General features: G+C 69.4%; 15 protein-coding genes and 1 pseudogene. 8 read left to right on the top strand and 8 right to left on the bottom strand.

Annotation, left to right across the window (positions count from 1 at the left end; translation table 11 throughout):
* Both ASF08_RS25690 and ASF08_RS05975 read right to left on the bottom strand, forming a co-directional pair.
* Positions 1-388: pseudogene (locus ASF08_RS25690) on the bottom strand (FtsK/SpoIIIE domain-containing protein); the annotation flags it as partial.
* A 1-nt stretch (position 389) separates the two neighbouring features.
* A partial coding sequence (locus tag ASF08_RS05975; RefSeq protein WP_443136804.1) for a DNA translocase FtsK occupies positions 390-2,893 on the bottom strand: 2,504 nt, incomplete at its 3' end.
* Between the two features lie 288 nt (positions 2,894-3,181).
* On the opposite strand from ASF08_RS05975, the gene ASF08_RS05970 reads away from it, so the two are divergent.
* From ASF08_RS05970 to ASF08_RS05960, 3 genes are all read left to right on the top strand, one after another.
* Positions 3,182-5,239, top strand: coding sequence for an NAD(+) synthase (locus ASF08_RS05970; protein WP_056142498.1), 2,058 nt, complete (start codon positions 3,182-3,184; stop codon positions 5,237-5,239).
* Between the two features lie 67 nt (positions 5,240-5,306).
* Positions 5,307-5,534 (top strand): hypothetical protein, encoded by a 228-nt coding sequence (locus ASF08_RS05965; RefSeq protein ID WP_027173053.1) that lies wholly within the window; start codon positions 5,307-5,309, stop codon positions 5,532-5,534.
* 92 nt (positions 5,535-5,626) lie between these two features.
* Positions 5,627-6,022 (top strand): PilZ domain-containing protein, encoded by a 396-nt coding sequence (locus ASF08_RS05960; protein ID WP_056142495.1) that lies wholly within the window; start codon positions 5,627-5,629, stop codon positions 6,020-6,022.
* Between the two features lie 4 nt (positions 6,023-6,026).
* On the opposite strand, the gene ASF08_RS05955 is transcribed toward ASF08_RS05960, so the two are convergent.
* Positions 6,027-6,473 carry an HIT family protein gene (locus ASF08_RS05955; RefSeq protein WP_056142492.1) on the bottom strand — a complete coding sequence of 149 codons (447 nt, stop codon included), beginning with the start codon at positions 6,471-6,473 and terminating at the stop codon, positions 6,027-6,029.
* A gap of 114 nt (positions 6,474-6,587) precedes the next feature.
* On the opposite strand from ASF08_RS05955, the gene ASF08_RS05950 reads away from it, so the two are divergent.
* Positions 6,588-7,532 (top strand): cation diffusion facilitator family transporter, encoded by a 945-nt coding sequence (locus ASF08_RS05950; protein WP_056142489.1) that lies wholly within the window; start codon positions 6,588-6,590, stop codon positions 7,530-7,532.
* A gap of 3 nt (positions 7,533-7,535) precedes the next feature.
* Here ASF08_RS05950 and ASF08_RS05945 read toward each other — a convergent pair whose 3' ends face one another.
* From ASF08_RS05945 to ASF08_RS05935, 3 genes are read right to left on the bottom strand one after another with little or no spacing between them, the layout of a single operon-like run.
* Positions 7,536-8,024: a glutathione peroxidase gene (locus tag ASF08_RS05945; RefSeq protein ID WP_056142486.1), complete on the bottom strand. Its 489-nt coding sequence runs from the start codon at positions 8,022-8,024 to the stop codon at positions 7,536-7,538.
* Positions 8,021-9,181 (bottom strand): M20 aminoacylase family protein, encoded by a 1,161-nt coding sequence (locus ASF08_RS05940; RefSeq protein ID WP_056142484.1) that lies wholly within the window; start codon positions 9,179-9,181, stop codon positions 8,021-8,023. Before ASF08_RS05940 ends, ASF08_RS05945 begins: the two co-directional genes overlap by 4 nt.
* On the bottom strand, positions 9,178-10,437 hold the full coding sequence (locus ASF08_RS05935; protein WP_056142481.1) for a GNAT family N-acetyltransferase: 1,260 nt from the start codon (positions 10,435-10,437) through the stop codon (positions 9,178-9,180). Before ASF08_RS05935 ends, ASF08_RS05940 begins: the two co-directional genes overlap by 4 nt.
* Positions 10,438-10,595: 158 nt before the next feature.
* Here ASF08_RS05935 and ASF08_RS05930 point away from each other — a divergent pair, with 158 nt between their 5' ends.
* Positions 10,596-11,003 (top strand): hypothetical protein, encoded by a 408-nt coding sequence (locus ASF08_RS05930; protein WP_056142478.1) that lies wholly within the window; start codon positions 10,596-10,598, stop codon positions 11,001-11,003.
* Between the two features lie 56 nt (positions 11,004-11,059).
* On the opposite strand, the gene ASF08_RS05925 is transcribed toward ASF08_RS05930, so the two are convergent.
* Positions 11,060-11,812 carry a glycerophosphodiester phosphodiesterase family protein gene (locus ASF08_RS05925; RefSeq protein ID WP_056142473.1) on the bottom strand — a complete coding sequence of 251 codons (753 nt, stop codon included), beginning with the start codon at positions 11,810-11,812 and terminating at the stop codon, positions 11,060-11,062.
* Positions 11,813-11,814: 2 nt separating this feature from the next.
* The gene (locus ASF08_RS05920) at positions 11,815-12,288 is read right to left on the bottom strand and encodes a RidA family protein (protein WP_018044106.1); all 474 of its coding nucleotides are present in this window, start codon (positions 12,286-12,288) and stop codon (positions 11,815-11,817) included.
* Positions 12,289-12,645: 357 nt separating this feature from the next.
* Here ASF08_RS05920 and ASF08_RS05915 point away from each other — a divergent pair, with 357 nt between their 5' ends.
* The 3 genes from ASF08_RS05915 (at position 12,646) to ASF08_RS05905 (ending at position 16,263) form a co-directional block, all read left to right on the top strand.
* Positions 12,646-13,839 carry an aspartate aminotransferase family protein gene (locus tag ASF08_RS05915; RefSeq protein ID WP_018044105.1) on the top strand — a complete coding sequence of 398 codons (1,194 nt, stop codon included), beginning with the start codon at positions 12,646-12,648 and terminating at the stop codon, positions 13,837-13,839.
* 56 nt (positions 13,840-13,895) lie between these two features.
* Positions 13,896-14,864 carry an ornithine carbamoyltransferase gene (gene argF / locus ASF08_RS05910; RefSeq protein ID WP_244474466.1) on the top strand — a complete coding sequence of 323 codons (969 nt, stop codon included), beginning with the start codon at positions 13,896-13,898 and terminating at the stop codon, positions 14,862-14,864.
* Positions 14,865-15,264: 400 nt separating this feature from the next.
* On the top strand, positions 15,265-16,263 hold the full coding sequence (locus tag ASF08_RS05905) for an Hsp33 family molecular chaperone (RefSeq protein WP_056142470.1): 999 nt from the start codon (positions 15,265-15,267) through the stop codon (positions 16,261-16,263).
* Positions 16,264-16,265 lie beyond the last annotated feature (2 nt).

Here is a 16,265-nt window from a genome sequence, read left to right as displayed (position 1 = left end):
GCGCTGCGTCGCCATGATGAGGTGGATGCCGGCCGCGCGCGCCATCTGCGCCAGACGCTGGATCGCGCCTTCGATGTCCTTGCCCGCCACCATCATCAGATCGGCCATCTCGTCGACCACGATGACGATGTAGGGCAGGGCCGAGAGGTCCATCTCCTCCGTCTCGAACACGGCCTGGCCGGTCTCGCGGTTGAAGCCGGTATGGATCTCGCGGGTGATGATCTCGCCCTTGGCCCGCGCTTCCGCCATCCGGGCATTGTAGCCGTCGATGTTGCGGACCGCGATCTTGGACATCTTCTTGTAGCGCTCCTCCATCTCGCGCACGGCCCATTTGAGGGCGATGACCGCCTTCTTCGGGTCGGTGACGACGGGGGAGAGCAGGTGCGGGNGACATCTTCTTGTAGCGCTCCTCCATCTCGCGCACGGCCCATTTGAGGGCGATGACCGCCTTCTTCGGGTCGGTGACGACGGGGGAGAGCAGGTGCGGGATGCCGTCATAGACGGAGAGTTCCAGCATCTTGGGATCGACCATGATCAGGCGGCACTCTTCCGGCTTCATCCGGTAGAGCAGCGACAGGATCATCGTGTTGATCGCCACCGACTTACCCGAGCCGGTGGTGCCGGCAACGAGCAGGTGGGGCATCTTGGCGAGATCGGCGATGATCGGCTCGCCGCCGATATTCTTGCCGAGGCAGAGGGCGAGCTTGTGCTTGCTGATGCAGAAATCGGCCGAAGACAACAGCTCGCGCAGGTAGACGGTCTCGCGGGTCTCGTTGGGCAGTTCGATGCCGATGACGTTGCGGCCGGGCACCACCGCCACACGGGCCGAGACCGCCGACATGGAGCGGGCGATGTCGTCCGAGAGGCCGATGACGCGGCTCGACTTGGTGCCGGGGGCCGGCTCGAGTTCGTAGAGCGTGACCACCGGGCCGGGGCGCACGGCGAGGATGTCGCCGCGCACGCCGAAATCCTGCACCGTCTGCTGGAGGTTGAGCGCGTTCTGCTCCAGCACGTCGGCATCGACCTCCTCGGTGCCGGTCACCGGCGGCTCGGCCAGCAGTTCCAGCGAGGGGTGCTCGTAATCCTCGTTCTCGACGAGCGACATCGGCGTGTGCCGGCCGGCCGGGATCAGCGTGGCGCGGGGCTCGGGGAAGATCGCGCGGGACGGAGACGGGGCGGGCGGCGGGGCCGGCAGGGCGAGGACGGGAGCCGGGGCTTCCTCCATCTCGACGGCCGCGGCGGCTTCGGGGAGGGCCGGCGCTTCCGCCACCCGAGGCTCGGGCTCCGGAGCCGGGGCGGCGGCCTTCGGGTTGCGCAGAAGGACCGGGCGCGGCGGCACCGGCGTGAAGACCGGAGCGACCGGCGCCACCGCGACAGGGGAGGGGGCCTGCATCGGGACGGTCTGCGCGACGGAGGCCTCCATCACGGGAGCTTCCGCGACGGCAGCCTGCATCACGGGGGCCTGCGCCACCGGGGCGGCGGGCATGCGGGCCGGACGGATCGCCGCGCGGGCGGCCATGGCCGAGACGGCAACCGAACGCTGGGGGGCAGGCCCGGTCTGCTCGATGACGAGAGCCAGGGTGGCCGCCTCGGCGACTTCCGCGACGCGGTCCTCGTGGCTCGGCTCGTCCCTGACGGGCGCGGACTGGCCATTATCCTGGCCGTTGGCGGGCAGGGGCGCGCCGCCACGGTCGAACCGCATCAGCCGGTCGAGGACATAGACGGGGCTGGGCGGCAGCGGGCGAAGGAGCGAGATGTCCACGGGCGGCGAGACCGTGAAGGGTGAGGTCTCGTCCGCCTGTGTGCTGACCGGCGCCAGATCCGGCACCGGGGACATCTCCGGCACCGGGGCAGGCTCCCGCACGGGAGAAGCCTCCAACAGGGACGGAGCCGAAGCCTCGGCGGAATCGGCCTGGATCGCCGACCATGTCTCCACGGCAGTCGAATCCTCGCCGTCGAACCAGGCGCGCATGGCGGCCCAGTCCGGGACCTCGGTCCAATCGCGGTCGACGGGCGGCGGGGCCGGCGCGGCGTCGAGGATAGGCTCGCTCACCGATGCGGGGATGGGCAGCGGCTCCTCGACGATGGCGGCGAGGACGGCCTGCGGACGGCGATCGGGCGAGCGGAAGAAGCGGACGCCGGGCGGCGGGGTATAGGGCTGGCGCCACAGGGGCTGCGGCGGCTCGGGGGGAATCGCGGCCAGAAGCGCGGCCTCGGCCGCCTCCCGGGCGGCACGCTCCGCTTCCGCGGCGGCGAGGGCGGCGCGTTCGGCGGCCTGCCGCGCCTCGTCCTCGGCCTGCCGCGCGGCACGGACCTGCTCCTCCTGCGCCAGGCGCTCGGCATCGAGCGCCCGCTGGCGACGCTCCTGCAGCACCGGATCCGGAGTGCGGGTGTAGCGCACCGCCGGGGCGTCCGGCTCGGGCGCGGAATGGGCCGGCGCGTCGTAGCCCTCCGGGGTGATCGAAGCGGGACGGCGCGGCGAACGGATCAGCACGCGCGGGCTCGATGCGCCGTGGTCGATCCGGCTCTCGCCGGTCGAGTCCATGGCCGCGATGCCCGAGGAGCGGGCGAGATCGGGGGTGGCGCGGTCGTCGAAGACATGGTCCGGCCAGGCCTGCGCCTCGACCCACTTGCCCTGCTCTGCCCAAGGCTGGGCCTGGGGAGCGGGGGCGTCGTGCACCATGTCCCGGGGGGCCGTGAGCCAGGATTGCGCGGGGCGCGGCGAGACCAGGCTCGGGCGCTGGGGCGGTCCGGCGAGGCGCCGGGTCAGGCTTGCGCGCAGGCTGATCAGCCTGTGCGCGAGGGCGCCCAAGGTCAGGCCGGGGCGGTCGCCGCCGCGTCCGGGCCGGGAGGGATCACGATGAGAATAGGGAGGCCGTCCCGATGCGCGCATGATGCTCTGGATTGACTCGAAGGGTACGGGTCCGCGTCCTCGACAGGAGCGGTTCTTCCCCAAGCTAGAGCCAACGTCGTTAACAGACGCTTGCCCGCATGCCGCGAAGTGTCGGATCTCCGGAGACCGGGCGCGCTCGCCTCCCCCTGGAGCCCCGGCGCGTAACGGGTTAGATGAGGGAACCCGATGAAGCGGCTCGGATCACACGGGTTTCCCTCGGCAGAGCCTGACCGCTCAGCCCCGCGCGCCGCGGACGCTGCGTCACCCTTGCGAGAGGCACCCCGCCCCTTGGCCGAAACCACACGAAGCTCCGCCTTCAAGTCCCTCTACCGTCACGGTTTCGCCCGTGTGGCGGCCTGCGCCGGACGAAGCCATCCGGCCGATCCTGAGCGCAATGCCGACGAGATCCTGGCGCTCGCCGATGAGTGTCATGGGAAGGGCGCGGTCCTCGCCGTGTTTCCGGAACTCTGCGTCTCGTCTTATGCCATCGAGGACCTGCTGCTGCAGGCGACCCTCCTCGACGCGGTGGAGACGGCGATCACCCGCATCGTCGCGGCCTCGGCCGAGCTGACACCCATCCTGGTGATCGGCGCGCCCCTGCGCTGGCGCCACCGGATCTACAATTGCGCGCTGGCCATCCATCGCGGCCGGGTGCTCGGCGTGGTGCCCAAGAGCTACCTGCCGAACTACCGGGAATTCTACGAGAAGCGCCATTTCGCCTCCGGCGCCGGCCTCCTCGGCGAATCGATCACCCTCGGCGGGGGCGATGCGCCGTTCGGCACGGACCTGCTCTTCTCGGCGGACGACCTGCCCGGCTTCACCCTCGGCATCGAGGTCTGCGAGGACCTCTGGGTGCCCGCCTCCCCCGGCACGGATGCGGCCTTGGCCGGCGCCACCGTGCTCGCCAACCTGTCGGGCAGCCCGATCACCGTGGGGCGCGCGGACTCCCGGGCGCTGCTCACGCGGTCGGCCTCGATGCGCTGCGCCTGCGCCTATGTCTACGCGGCGGCGGGCCTCGGCGAATCCACCACCGACCTATCCTGGGACGGCCAGACCAGCATCGACGAGGCCGGCATCCGCCTCGCCGAGGGCGAGCGTTTCGCCGCCGGTCCGGTTGCGACGCTGGCCGATATCGACCTCGATCTCCTGGCCCAGGAGCGGCTCCAGGCGGGCAGCTTCGACGACAATGCGCGCGGGCGCGGCCTCTCCTACCGCACGATCCGCTTCCGGCTCGATCCGCCCTCGGGCGATCTCGGCCTGATGCGCCGGGTGGAGCGCTTCCCATTCGTGCCCTCCGACATCGCCCGCCTCGCCCAGGATTGCTACGAGGCCTACAACATCCAGGTGGCGGGCCTCGCGCAGCGGCTCGCCGCCACCGGCACTAAGAAGGCCGTGATCGGCATCTCGGGCGGCCTCGATTCGACTCATGCCCTCATCGTCGTGGCCAAGGCCTTCGACAGGCTCGGCCTCCCACGGTCGGACATCCTCGCCTACACCCTGCCGGGCTTCGCCACGTCGGACGCCACCAAGGCCAATGCTCACGCGCTGATGGCTTCCCTCGGCACCACGGCGGGGGAGATCGACATCAGGCCGGCGGCGCGGCAGATGCTCGCCGATATGGGCCACCCGTTCGGGCGGGGAGAGCAGGTCTACGACGTCACCTTCGAGAACGTGCAGGCGGGGCTGCGGACCGATTACCTGTTCCGGCTGGCCAACCACAACGGCGCCATCGTCATCGGCACGGGCGACCTGTCGGAACTTGCGCTCGGCTGGTGCACCTACGGCGTCGGCGACCAGATGAGCCATTACGGCGTCAATTCGGGGGTGCCCAAGACGCTGATCCAGCATCTGATCCGCTGGGTCATCGCCAGCGGCCAGATCGGCAGCGGCGCCAACGCCACCCTGCAGGCGATCCTCGCCACCGAGATCTCGCCCGAGCTCGTACCCACGGAGGAGGGCGGCTCGCCCCAGAGCACGGAGGCCAAGATCGGCCCCTATGCGCTGCAGGATTTCAACCTGTTCTACACCCTGCGCTACGGCTTCCGGCCCTCGAAGATCGCCTTCCTCTCCCTTCATGCCTGGGAGGATGCGGAACGCGGCGCATGGCCGCCGGACTTTCCCGCAGCCAAGCGCCAGGCCTATGCGCTGCCGGAGATCCGCGCCTGGCTCGGCGTGTTCCTGCAGCGCTTCTTCGGCTTCAGCCAGTTCAAGCGCTCGGCCATGCCCAACGGCCCGAAAGTGGCGGCCGGAGGCTCGCTCTCGCCGCGCGGCGACTGGCGCGCCCCCTCCGACGGCAATGCCCGGATCTGGCTCGACGAGCTCGCCCGCAACGTCCCGGAAAACTGATCGACACACTCCGGTCCGATTATGCCACTATCAGCCAGAGTCGGGGTGGCCAGTCGGAGACCGACCGATGCAAAGCTACAACGTGTTCTGCCTGAAGAGCGTCAGCGGCCTGTGCTGCGCGGTGCCCGAGAGCCGTGCCGTTCCGAGCTTCCTCAGCGGACGGAACTGGGCGTTCAGCGGACGGCTGAGCGACGAAGCCGAGGCCCCGGCCGATTTCGACGAGCGGGCCGCGACCACGGCGGTGCGCTTCAACGGCTTCTACCTGTTCGAGACCATGGACCGGCGCTTCAACTGAGCGGGAGCGCCCTCGCCGCGGCGATCATTCCTTAAGGGACCTCATGCGATGGTCCGGCCGGTCGCACCAAGCGGAGTCGGAGGCCGACCGTCATGTCGGACAAACGCAAGGAAGCGCGGCAGAGGACGTTCCTCAAGGGCCGCATTGTCTTCAACAACGGCGCGTCGAGCATGGATTGCTTGGTGCGCGACATGTCCGCGACCGGTGCGCGCCTCGCGCTGACGGAGACCGCGACCCTTCCGGAGATGTTCGACCTCTTCATTCCCCAGAAGGAGCGGACCTATAAGGCGAATCTGCGCTGGCGCCGCCCCGATGGCATCGGCGTCGCCTTCGTGGACGAGACCACAGCCGCCACTCCGGTTCCGCCGGCCCAGGCCGATCCGGCCGCGATGCTGACCCTGATCCGTCGCATCGCCGAACTCGAAGCCGAGAACGCCGCCCTGCGCCGGCTGATCGCCGCGACGCCGGCACCTGCCAGCGTCGCCTGATCGTTCACGCCGCGTCGAGGGCCGCCCGGATCTGCGCCGCGTGGATGCCGAGGAGATCGCTGTCGGCCATTCCCCCCGTATGCCGGCCCAGCGCCACGCCGTCGAAGCGCGGCACGATGTGGATGTGCAGGTGGAACACCGTCTGCCCGCCGGCCGGCTCGTTGTACTGGAAGACAGTCAGGCCATCGGCCGCGAAGGCCGTCTTCACCGCGCGGGCGACGCGTTGCACGGTCCTGACGGTGGCGGCGAGGGAATCCGGGTCGGCATCGAGCAGCCCGCGCGCCGGGGCCTTGGGGATCACCAGGGTATGACCCGGCCCCTGGGGCATCACGTCCATGAAGGCGAGGGTGTGCTCGTCCTCGTAGACCTTGTGGGCGGGAATCTCGCCGCGCAGGATCTTGGCGAAGACGTTCTGCGGATCGTACTGCGCAGCTTCGGCGTTTGAGGACATCGGGGCCGGTCTCCATCGCGGATGTGCGTCTGCGGTTTTCCGGCCGGACCTTGCACAGACTGGCCCCCGGCGTCCACGGCGCGGGGCCGTCCCTTCGATGAGAGTTTCGCCGACATGGCGCATGAGAGCAACGGCGCGATCTACACCGCCGCAGGGGCCAACCTCGCCATCGCGGCGGCGAAGTTCGTGGGCGCCTTCTTCACCGGTTCCTCGGCCATGCTGGCGGAGGGCGTGCATTCGCTGGTGGACACCGCCAACCAGATCCTCCTCCTGGTCGGCCTGTCGCGGGCCAAGAAGCCGGCCGATGCGCGCTTTCCCTTCGGCTATGGGCGCGAGGTCTATTTCTACGCCTTCATCGTCGCGCTGTTCATTTTCCTCGGCGGCGGCGCCTTCGCGGTCTACGAGGGCATCCACAAGATCCACTACCCGGAGGCCTCCGCCGACGCGGTGATCTTCGGCCGAACCATTCCGGGCTTCTGGGTCAACCTCTCGATCCTCGGCTTCGCGGTCCTGGCCGAGGGCTATTCCTGCGCCGTCGCCCTCAAGGCGTTCTGGGCCGAGAAGGGCGACCGGGAGGCGATCACCGCGATCCGCCGGAGCAAGGATCCGGCCCTGTTCACCGTGCTGATCGAGGACGTCGCCGCCCTCCTCGGGTTGATGGTCGCCCTGGCGGGAGTCATCCTCGCCGAATGGCTGCAGATGCCCAGCCTCGACGGCTGGTCCTCCATCGGCATCGGCGCGATCCTGATCGGGATGGCGCTGTTCCTGATGATCGAGACGCACGGCCTCCTCGTCGGCGAGGCGGCGGCCCCCGAGACCGTGGCGGTGATCGAGGAGACGGTACGGACCGAGCCCGGCGTCCGCCACGTCAACGCGGTGCTGACCCAGCATCTCGGCCCCTCCGACATCCTGGTGAATGTCAGCCTCGACATGGAGGACGACCTCAAGGCCGGCGAGGTCGAGGCGATGGTCGGCCGTCTGGACGCCCGGTTGAAGGCGCGTAACCCGGCGGTGAAGCGGGTCTTCATCGAGATCCAGGCGAAGGAATCCGCCGCCTGACGCTCAAGTGCCGGCCAGGGCCTTCGCGATGTCGCCTTCGAGATCCGCGGGCTTGGCGGTGGGCGGGTAGCGGCCGATGACCTTGCCGTCGCGGCCCACCAGGAACTTGGTGAAGTTCCACTTGATACCCTTGGTGCCGAGGAGGCCGGGCTTCTCCTGCTTCAGATGGGCGAAGACCGGGTCGGTGCCGGCCCCGTTCACCTCCACCTTGGCGAGGACCGGGAAGCTGACATCGTAGGTCAGGCTGCAGAACTGCGCGATCTCCCCGGCATCGCCCGGCTCCTGGGCGCCGAACTGGTTGCAGGGGAAGCCGAGCACCACGAGCCCCGCCTCGCGGTGCTTGCGCCAGAGCGCCTCCAGCCCCTCGTATTGCGGGGTGAAGCCGCATTTCGAGGCGGTGTTGACCACGAGCACGACCTGCCCCCGGTGCCGGTCGAGGGGATAGGGCGTACCGTCGGCGGCCTTGGGCGTGAAATCGAACAGGCTGGTCATGCGGCGGTGCGCTTCTCGACGAGGCGGGCGAGGTAGGAGCTGCCCAGGGGGATGATGCTGTCGTCGAAATCGAAGGCAGCGTTGTGCAGGCCAGGTCCCGGCGTCCCGCCGATCCAGGCATAGGCCCCCGGCACCACCATCAGCATGTCGGCGAAATCCTCGCTGCCCATGCGCGGCACCGTGTCGTCGTCGACACCCTCGGACCCGAAGATCTCGCGGGCGATCTCGGCCGCCGCGGCGGCATGGGCGGCGCTGTTCTCCAGCACCGAGAACGTGTCGCGGATCTCCACCCCGATCTCGACTCCGTGGGCGAGGGCGATGCCCTGGGCGACCTCGCGGATACGGCGCGAGACGAGCGTGCGCACGGCCCGATCGAAGGTCCGGACCGTGCCGGCGAGATGGGCGCCCTCGGGAATGACGTTATAGGCCGCGCCCGCATGGATCTGGGTCACCGAAAGCACGGCGCTCTTCAGAGGGTCGGCATTGCGCGAGACGATGGATTGCAGCGCCTGGACGAGGGCCGCGGCCGCCACGATGGAATCGAGGCCGCGATGCGGTTCGGCCGCATGGGCGCCGCGCCCGGTGATGCGGATATCGAAGAAGTCCGCCGCCGCCATCATCGGCCCGGGGCGGATCTTCAGCTTGCCGTGCGGGCCGCTGGGGGTGTTGTGGAGCCCGTAGATCTCGTCGCAGGGGAAGCGCTCGAACAGCCCGTCGGCCAGCATGGCGCGGGCGCCCCCGAGTCCCTCCTCCGCCGGCTGGAACACGAACAGGGCGGTGCCGTCGAAATCCCGCGTCTCGGCGAGGTAGCGGGCTGCGCCGAGCAGCATGGTGGTGTGGCCGTCGTGGCCGCAGGCGTGCATCTTGCCCGGAATGGTGGAGCGATGGGGGAGGTTGGTCTCCTCCTCGATCGGCAGCGCGTCCATCTCCGCCCGCAGCCCGATGCGGCGGCCGTTGGCCGAGCGCCCCTGCAGCACGCCGACGATCCCCGTTCCGCCGAGCCCGCGATGGACTTCGATGCCGTAGCTTGCGAGGTGCTCGGCCACGAGGCTCGAGGTCCGCACCTCCTCGAAACCGATCTCGGGATGGGCGTGGATGTCCCGGCGGATCGCCGTGAGGTCATCGGCGAAGGCCTTGATACGGTCGATCGGGCTCATGGGCGCTCTTCGTCCTTTTCGGTCTCGGGATCGGCCATCGTGCAGTCCCGGCGAAACGGCGTCATCTCACCGAGCACCGAGGCCGCCTCAAGCACATGGTCGCGCTCGCGGCGGAGATAATCGGCGACGGCGCGGCGCAGGGCGGGATCGGCGATGTCGTGGGCCGAATGCATCAGCACCGGCCGGTAGCCGCGGGTGAGCTTGTGCTCCCCCTGCGCCCCGGCCTCGACCCGCTTCAGCCCGCGCCGGATCGCGAAATCGATGGCTTGATAGTAGCAGACCTCGAAATGCAGGAAGGGGTGGTCCTCGACGCAGCCCCAGTTGCGGCCGTAGAGCGCGACATCGCCGACGAAATTAATGGCGCCTGCCACGTAGCGGCCCTCGCGCTTGGCCATGATGAGCAGGATGCGCTCCGGCATGCGCTCGCCGATGAGGCCGAAGAACTCGCGGTTGAGGTAGGGCCGGCCCCATTTGCGCGCGCCGGTATCGGCGTAGAACTCGTAGAACGCATCCCAATGGGCCGGCGTCAGGTCGGCGCCGGTGACGTGCTCGATGGTGATGCCCTGGCTCAGGGCGTCGCGGCGCTCGCGCCGGATCGCCTTGCGCTTGCGCGAGGAGAGCGCCCCGAGGAAATCCTCGAACCCGGCATAGCCGGCATTGTCCCAATGGAACTGCTGGTCGAGCCTCTGGAGGAGCCCCAGCGCGCCGGCCTGTTCCCATTCCCGCTCCTGCATGAAGGTGACGTGGATCGAGGAGGCCTTGGTCTCCGCCCGGAGCGCGCGCAACCCGGCGATCAGCGCGGAGGCGGCCTCGGCCACGTCCTGGCCCGGCGCGATGAGGAAGCGCGGGCCGGTGACCGGCGTGAACGGCACGCTGACCTGGAGCTTGGGGTAATACGCCCCGCCCGCGCGCTCGTAGGCATCGGCCCAGCCATGATCGAACACGTATTCGCCCTGGCTGTGCGACTTGAGATAGCACGGCGCGACCCCGACGAGCCGCCCCTCGCGCTCCACCGCCACATGCAGGGGCAGCCACCCGGTCCTGCGCGAGACGCAGCCCGAATCCTCCAGGGCCGAGAGGAAGGCGTGGGAGACGAAGGGATTGTGGGTCTCGTCCCCCGCCGCCAGGGTCTCGGGCGACGTGGCGCAGGCATCCCACTCCGCCGCCGGGATCTCGGCGAGGCCGGTGACCGCGCGCACCTGCAGGGTCGGTGCGGGATCCAGTTCTGGCTCGGCTACCGGTCCGGTCTTTTCCATGACCGCAATCTAACCCTGTCGGGCGAGGGGACAAGCGCGCGGTGCGGACGCAGACGCCGACCGCCTCCGGGGGCCGATCTCGTAGAACACGGCCCTTGCGGCTCGAAGGGCCCTGGATCAAGAATGACGGAAACTATTCCCGAGGAGGGATGAGATAGATGGGACCGACGGCTCTTGATGTCCGCCCCGGCAGCGAAAGGCGGGCACCGCCGGATGACTTCGCCGACGATGTCCTGATCGAGATGGCCAATCTCGATGAGCAGGACACCAACGTCCTCGGCACGATCTTCGTTTCGACGGCGCTGGGTTCGCACGGCCCTCGGGTGAAATGGTATCCCGACCGTGCCGGTCGCGACCTGCCCTGCCTGATCGTGTCAATCGGAGCCGATCCGAAAGTGCGCGACGATTTCTTGCCCAAGGGCGCTTCCCGCCTGGCGAGACCGCTCGTGATCGCATGGGTGCGGCTCAACCACCTAGCCCTGCTCCGATTCTGGACCGATGGCGCATCCTGGAACCGCCGCGAAGTCACGGCCTTCCTCGACGGACTTGTCCCGATTCCGAAATAGACCGTCGGCCCTCGCATCGTCGTTCACAGGAAGACCGCCCCCCATCACGCCGATCCTCAGGGCCGGAACCCCTCGAACACCATCTGGTCCGCGTGCTCGTGCGCGCGTTGACGCTGGTCGGGATTGCGCACCGTCCACGTCATCAGCGGCATCCGGCCGAGATGGCGGCAGAGATAGGTGGCGGCGCAGGGCAGGTCGTCCACGCGCCAGGACAGGAAATCGGGGCGACTCGCTTCGAGATGCAGCAGGTCGGAGAGTGAGCGCCGCAGGCTCTCCGGCATCAGCGCATAGGCCGGATCGTCCTGGGCGGTCTCGCCGACGATTCCGCGCGGGATGTCCGGCGCGAGACCGGCGAAGGCCTCGATCAGGGCCGGGTCGAAGGACTTCACCGCCACCGGGCCGTCATACCCCGAGACGATGGCGGCCACGCGCTCGACGAGGCGCAGGTCGCCGGTGAAGCGCGACTTGACCTCGACCACGAGGGGCACCCGGCCGGCGATGGTGGCGAGGGTGTCGGGCAGGGTGGGGATCGTCTCGGGCGAGCCGGCCACCGCCAGGGACCGGAGGGCGTCCGTCCGCGTCTCGGCCACGAGGGCGACGGCGCCGGTGAGGCGCCCGAGCGCCTCGTCGTGGAACACCATCGCCTCGCCGTCGGCGCTGAGCTGCACGTCGCACTCGATGGCGTAGCCGCCGGCGATGGCGGCTCTCGCCGCCGCCAGGGTGTTCTCGGGGATGCCGGCGGCCCGGTCGTGCAGGCCGCGATGGGCGATGGGCGTCGCGGTGAGCCAGGCGGGGGCGTTCGACCCCATCCTCACTTCACCTCGAACATCGCCTCGACCTCGACGGCGGCGTCGAGGGGCAGTTCGGCGACGCCCACGGTGGAGCGTGCGTGCCGGCCGCGATCGCCCAGGATCTCGACCATCAGGTCGGAGGCCCCGTTCATGATCCCGGCGAGGCCGGCGAAGGTCGGCACCGCATTGATGAAGCCGCCGAGGCGCAGGCATTGCACGACGCCATGGTCGAGATCGCCCACGGCCGCCTGCACCTGAGCCAGCACGTTGAGGGCGCAGAGCCGGGCGGCGGCGATGCCGGCCTCCGGGGAGATCTCGGCGCCGAGCTTGCCCTTGTGGGCATCGGCGAGCTTGCCGTCGGCGCCAAAGCAGATCTGGCCGGAGATGATCACCAGATTGCCGGTGCGGATGAAGGGTACGTAATTCGCTACCGGGGCCGCGGCTTTCGGCAGCACCAGGCCGAGGGCATCCAGGCGTTCCTTGACCGTGCTCATCCGTCCGTCCTTCCCTGAAGGCATGCCATTCTCGGGGGCGCGCCCGACGGGGCGGCACAGAGCACACTTGCTCCGAGCCGCGCAAGCTCGGAGCCGCGCAAGCTCGGAGCCGCGTTCCCGGCCATCCGAGCCGCACCCGCCGCGCGGGCGTCGCAGGACCATCGGCAGGACCGCCGGATCGTGTCCTCGCGCACAGCTTAACCCTCAGGCATGTCAGGCATATGAACCGGGCCGATCATTGACAGAACCGGCCAATTCTCTAGTAATCACAGCGGTGCCGCCCGGTTTCGAGGCGGCACTTTCATTTGGTGCCGCGGCCAATCCGCGTGCCCGCTTTGACGATGGGAAGTCGGGATCGTGACATCCGCCCTTCTGCCGACCTACGCCCGGGCTCCGATCGCCTTCGAGCGCGGAGAGGGCGCCTGGCTCGTGACGCGCGACGGCGAGCGATATCTCGATTTCGGCGCCGGCATCGCCGTCAACGCCCTCGGCCACGCCCATCCGCACCTCGTGGAGGCCCTGACCACCCAGGCGCAGAAGCTGTGGCACACCTCGAACCTGTTCGAGATCCCCGAGGGCGAGCGCCTCGGCCGGCGGCTCGTGGACGCGACCTTCGCGGACGTGGCGTTCTTCGCCAATTCCGGGGCCGAGGCCAACGAGGCCGCCATCAAGATGGCGCGCAAGTACCATGCGGCGGGCGGACACCCGGAGCGCTTCCGCATCGTCACCTTCGAGGGCGCGTTCCACGGGCGGACGTTGGCCACCATCGCGGCGGGCGGACAGCAGAAGTACATCGACGGCTTCGGCCCGAAGGTGGACGGATTCGACCAGGTGCCCTTCGGCGATCACGACGCGCTGGTGGCGGCGATCGGCCCGGAGACGGCCGCCCTGATGATCGAGCCGATCCAGGGGGAGGGCGGCATCCGCACGGTGCCCACCGAGATGCTGCGCGGCCTGCGGGCGCTCTGCGACGAGCACGGCCTGCTCCTGATCATGGACGAGGTCCAGACCGGCGTCGGCCGCACGGGCCGCCTGTTCGCCCATGAATGGGCGGGCGTCACACCCGACATCATGAGCGCGGCCAAGGGCATCGGCGGCGGGTTCCCCCTCGGCGTCTGCCTCGCCACGGCGGAGGCCGCGCGCGGCATGACGGCGGGGAGCCACGGCACCACCTTCGGCGGCAATCCGCTCGCCATGGCGGTGGGCAATGCCGTCCTCGACGTGGTGCTCGCCGACGGCTTCCTCGACCACGTCCTGCGGATGGGCCTGCTCCTCAAACAGCGTCTCGGCGCCGTCATCGACCGGCATCCGGGGGTGATCTCGGAGATTCGCGGCACCGGCCTCATCCTCGGGCTCAAGCTCGGCGTGCCCAACACCGCCTTCACCGCGGCGGCGCGCGACGAGCGCCTGCTGGTGATTCCCGCGGGCGACAACGTGGTCCGACTCTTGCCGCCGTTGATCGTCTCCGAGGCGGAGGTGGCCGAGGCGGTCGAGCGCCTCGACGCCACGGCCGGACGACTCGGCGCGCAGATGCGCGGAGCCGCGGAGTAACGCATGGCCGTCCGGGTCCGGCCTCGTCGCCGGACCGCGACGCCCGCAACGTCGATATGCCCAACACGAAGAACGAGCCGATGATTCCCCAGACCAACGGGACCGCCACCAGGCCCCGCCACTTCCTCGACCTGAAGGACTTCTCCGGCGAGGATCTGCGTGCCGTCCTGACCTCCGCGGCCGCGATGAAGGGCCGTCGCCGCAAGGGCGAGATCGCCGCCGAGCGCCCGCTGACGGGCAAGATGCTGGCGATGGTGTTCGATCGGCCCTCCACCCGCACCCGCGTCTCCTTCGACGTCGCCATGCGCGAGCTCGGCGGCGAGACGCTGATGCTGACGGGCAGCGAGATGCAGCTCGGCCGGGGCGAGACCGTGGGCGACACCGCCCGCGTGCTGTCGCGCTACGTCGACGCGATCATGATCCGCATCCTCGACCACGACACGATGCTGGAACTGGCCGACTTTGCGGAAGTGCCGGTGATCAACGCCCTGACCAAGGTCTCGCATCCCTGCCAGATCATGGCCGACGTGCTGACCTTCGAGGAGCATCGCGGGCCGATCCAGGGGCGCACCATCGCCTGGTCGGGGGACGCCAACAACGTGCTGGCCTCCTGGGTGCACGCGGCGGCGCGGTTCGACTTCACCCTCAACATCGCCGCCCCCCTGGAACTGTCGGCCCCGCCGGCCCTCCTCGCCTGGGCCAGGGCCGAGGGCGCGCGCATCAACGTCACCACCGACGCCTTCGAGGCGGTGGACGGGGCGGATGCCGTCGTCACCGATTGCTGGGTCTCCATGGGCGACGACGACGAGCATTACCGCCACAACCTGCTCTCGCCCTATCAGGTCAACGCCAAGCTGATGGCGGCGGCCAAGAACGACGCGATCTTCATGCACTGCCTCCCCGCCCATCGCGGCGAGGAAGTGACCGCCGAGATCATGGACGGCCCGCGCTCGGTGGTGTTCGACGAGGCCGAGAACCGGCTCCACGCGCAGAAGGGCATTCTGGCGTGGTGCCTGGGGGCGTGAGGAACGGCCCGGACGCGCTCGCCCATATCCGCTGACGACGATCTCGGTCGAGACCTTCCGACTGGGCCGGTGGCGGATGTGGTGTTCGCGCGGGGCGGAAGGCCGTGTGAAACGGCGAGCTCATCCCTATATCCGGTCTTGGATGCACGGTAGGCGGTCGAGTCCCATACTCGACGATGCAGACAGTCGCGATCCTCGCAGCGTTGCTCATCCCCCGCGCGACGTCACCCTGAGGTGCCGCGAAGCGGCCTCGAAGGAGGTCTCCAGTGTTCGTCGCGCGAACTGGAGGCGTCCTTCGAGGCCTTCGCTTTGCTACGGCGCCACAGGATGAGGTCGAGATCGAGAATCGGGCCAATGCGTTCGGTCCGCGGACCGAATGGACAAAAGACATGGAGAGGCCATGACCTCCGGACACGAGATTTCCCCCACGATCATCGACGGCGCCGACGACGTCGCCCTGCCGTTCTCTGTGGAGGCGCTGGACGTGCGCGGTCGCGTGGTCCGGCTCGGCCCCAGCGTCGACACCATCCTGCGCCGCCACGGCTATCCCGACCCGGTGGCGCGTCTGCTGGGTGAGGCGGCGGCGCTCACCGTGCTGCTGGGCTCGTCCCTGAAGTTCGAGGGCCGGTTCCAGCTCCAGACCAAGACCGATGGTCCGGTGGAGATGATCGTGGTGGATTTCGAGGCGCCCGACCGCCTGCGCGCCACGGCACGATTCGACGCCGCGCGGATCGAAGCTCTGGGGAGCGCCCCTCTCAAGGATGCCGATCTGATCGGGCAGGGCCACCTCGCCATGACCATCGACCAGGGCAACGATTTCAGCCGCTACCAGGGTGTTGTGGCCCTGGAAGGCCAGAGCCTGGAAGAGGCGGCCCATCAGTATTTCCGCCAATCCGAACAGATCCCGACTCAGGTCCGCCTCGCGGTGGCCGAGCAATTCGCCAACGGCACCAACAGCTATCGTGCCGGCGGACTCCTGATCCAGTTCCTGCCGCAATCCATCGACCGCGCCCGCCTTGCCGACCTCCCCCCCGGCGACATCCCCGAGGGCCACGCTCATTTCGATGCGGGCGCGGCGCCGGAGGACGATGCCTGGGTCGAGGCGCGCAGCCTCGTCAACACGGTGGAGGACCACGAACTGGTCGATCCGGAGGTCTCCTCCGAGCGCCTGCTCTACCGGCTCTTCCACGAGCGCGGCGTGCGGGTGTTCGAGCCGCAGGCCATCCACGAGCGCTGCCGCTGTTCGCCCGAGCGCGTGATGGGGATGATCCGCTCGTTCTCGCCCGAGGAACGCCGAGACATGATCGCCGAGGACGGGCGCATCGGCATCACTTGCGAGTTCTGCTCGCGCCGCTACGACATCGACCCGGCCGAGGCGGAGATCGATCCGGCGCGGTAGGG

It is taken from the genome of Methylobacterium sp. Leaf85, from assembly GCF_001422125.1.
Lineage (GTDB): Bacteria > Pseudomonadota > Alphaproteobacteria > Rhizobiales > Beijerinckiaceae > Methylobacterium > Methylobacterium bullatum.
This window is presented reverse-complemented; position numbering and strand designations above follow the sequence as displayed.

Coding starts and splice junctions, on each gene's coding strand:
- ASF08_RS05955 (WP_056142492.1), bottom strand. CDS start 6,473: ATGTCCTCAAACGCCGAAGCTGCGCAGTACGATCCGCAGAACGTCTTC.
- ASF08_RS05940 (WP_056142484.1), bottom strand. CDS start 9,181: ATGAGCCCGATCGACCGTATCAAGGCCTTCGCCGATGACCTCACGGCG.
- ASF08_RS05925 (WP_056142473.1), bottom strand. CDS start 11,812: ATGGGGTCGAACGCCCCCGCCTGGCTCACCGCGACGCCCATCGCCCAT.
- ASF08_RS05945 (WP_056142486.1), bottom strand. CDS start 8,024: ATGACCAGCCTGTTCGATTTCACGCCCAAGGCCGCCGACGGTACGCCC.
- argF (WP_244474466.1), top strand. CDS start 13,896: ATGCCCAACACGAAGAACGAGCCGATGATTCCCCAGACCAACGGGACC.
- ASF08_RS05920 (WP_018044106.1), bottom strand. CDS start 12,288: ATGAGCACGGTCAAGGAACGCCTGGATGCCCTCGGCCTGGTGCTGCCG.
- ASF08_RS05950 (WP_056142489.1), top strand. CDS start 6,588: ATGGCGCATGAGAGCAACGGCGCGATCTACACCGCCGCAGGGGCCAAC.
- ASF08_RS05930 (WP_056142478.1), top strand. CDS start 10,596: ATGGGACCGACGGCTCTTGATGTCCGCCCCGGCAGCGAAAGGCGGGCA.
- ASF08_RS05905 (WP_056142470.1), top strand. CDS start 15,265: ATGACCTCCGGACACGAGATTTCCCCCACGATCATCGACGGCGCCGAC.
- ASF08_RS05960 (WP_056142495.1), top strand. CDS start 5,627: ATGTCGGACAAACGCAAGGAAGCGCGGCAGAGGACGTTCCTCAAGGGC.
- ASF08_RS05965 (WP_027173053.1), top strand. CDS start 5,307: ATGCAAAGCTACAACGTGTTCTGCCTGAAGAGCGTCAGCGGCCTGTGC.
- ASF08_RS05935 (WP_056142481.1), bottom strand. CDS start 10,437: ATGGAAAAGACCGGACCGGTAGCCGAGCCAGAACTGGATCCCGCACCG.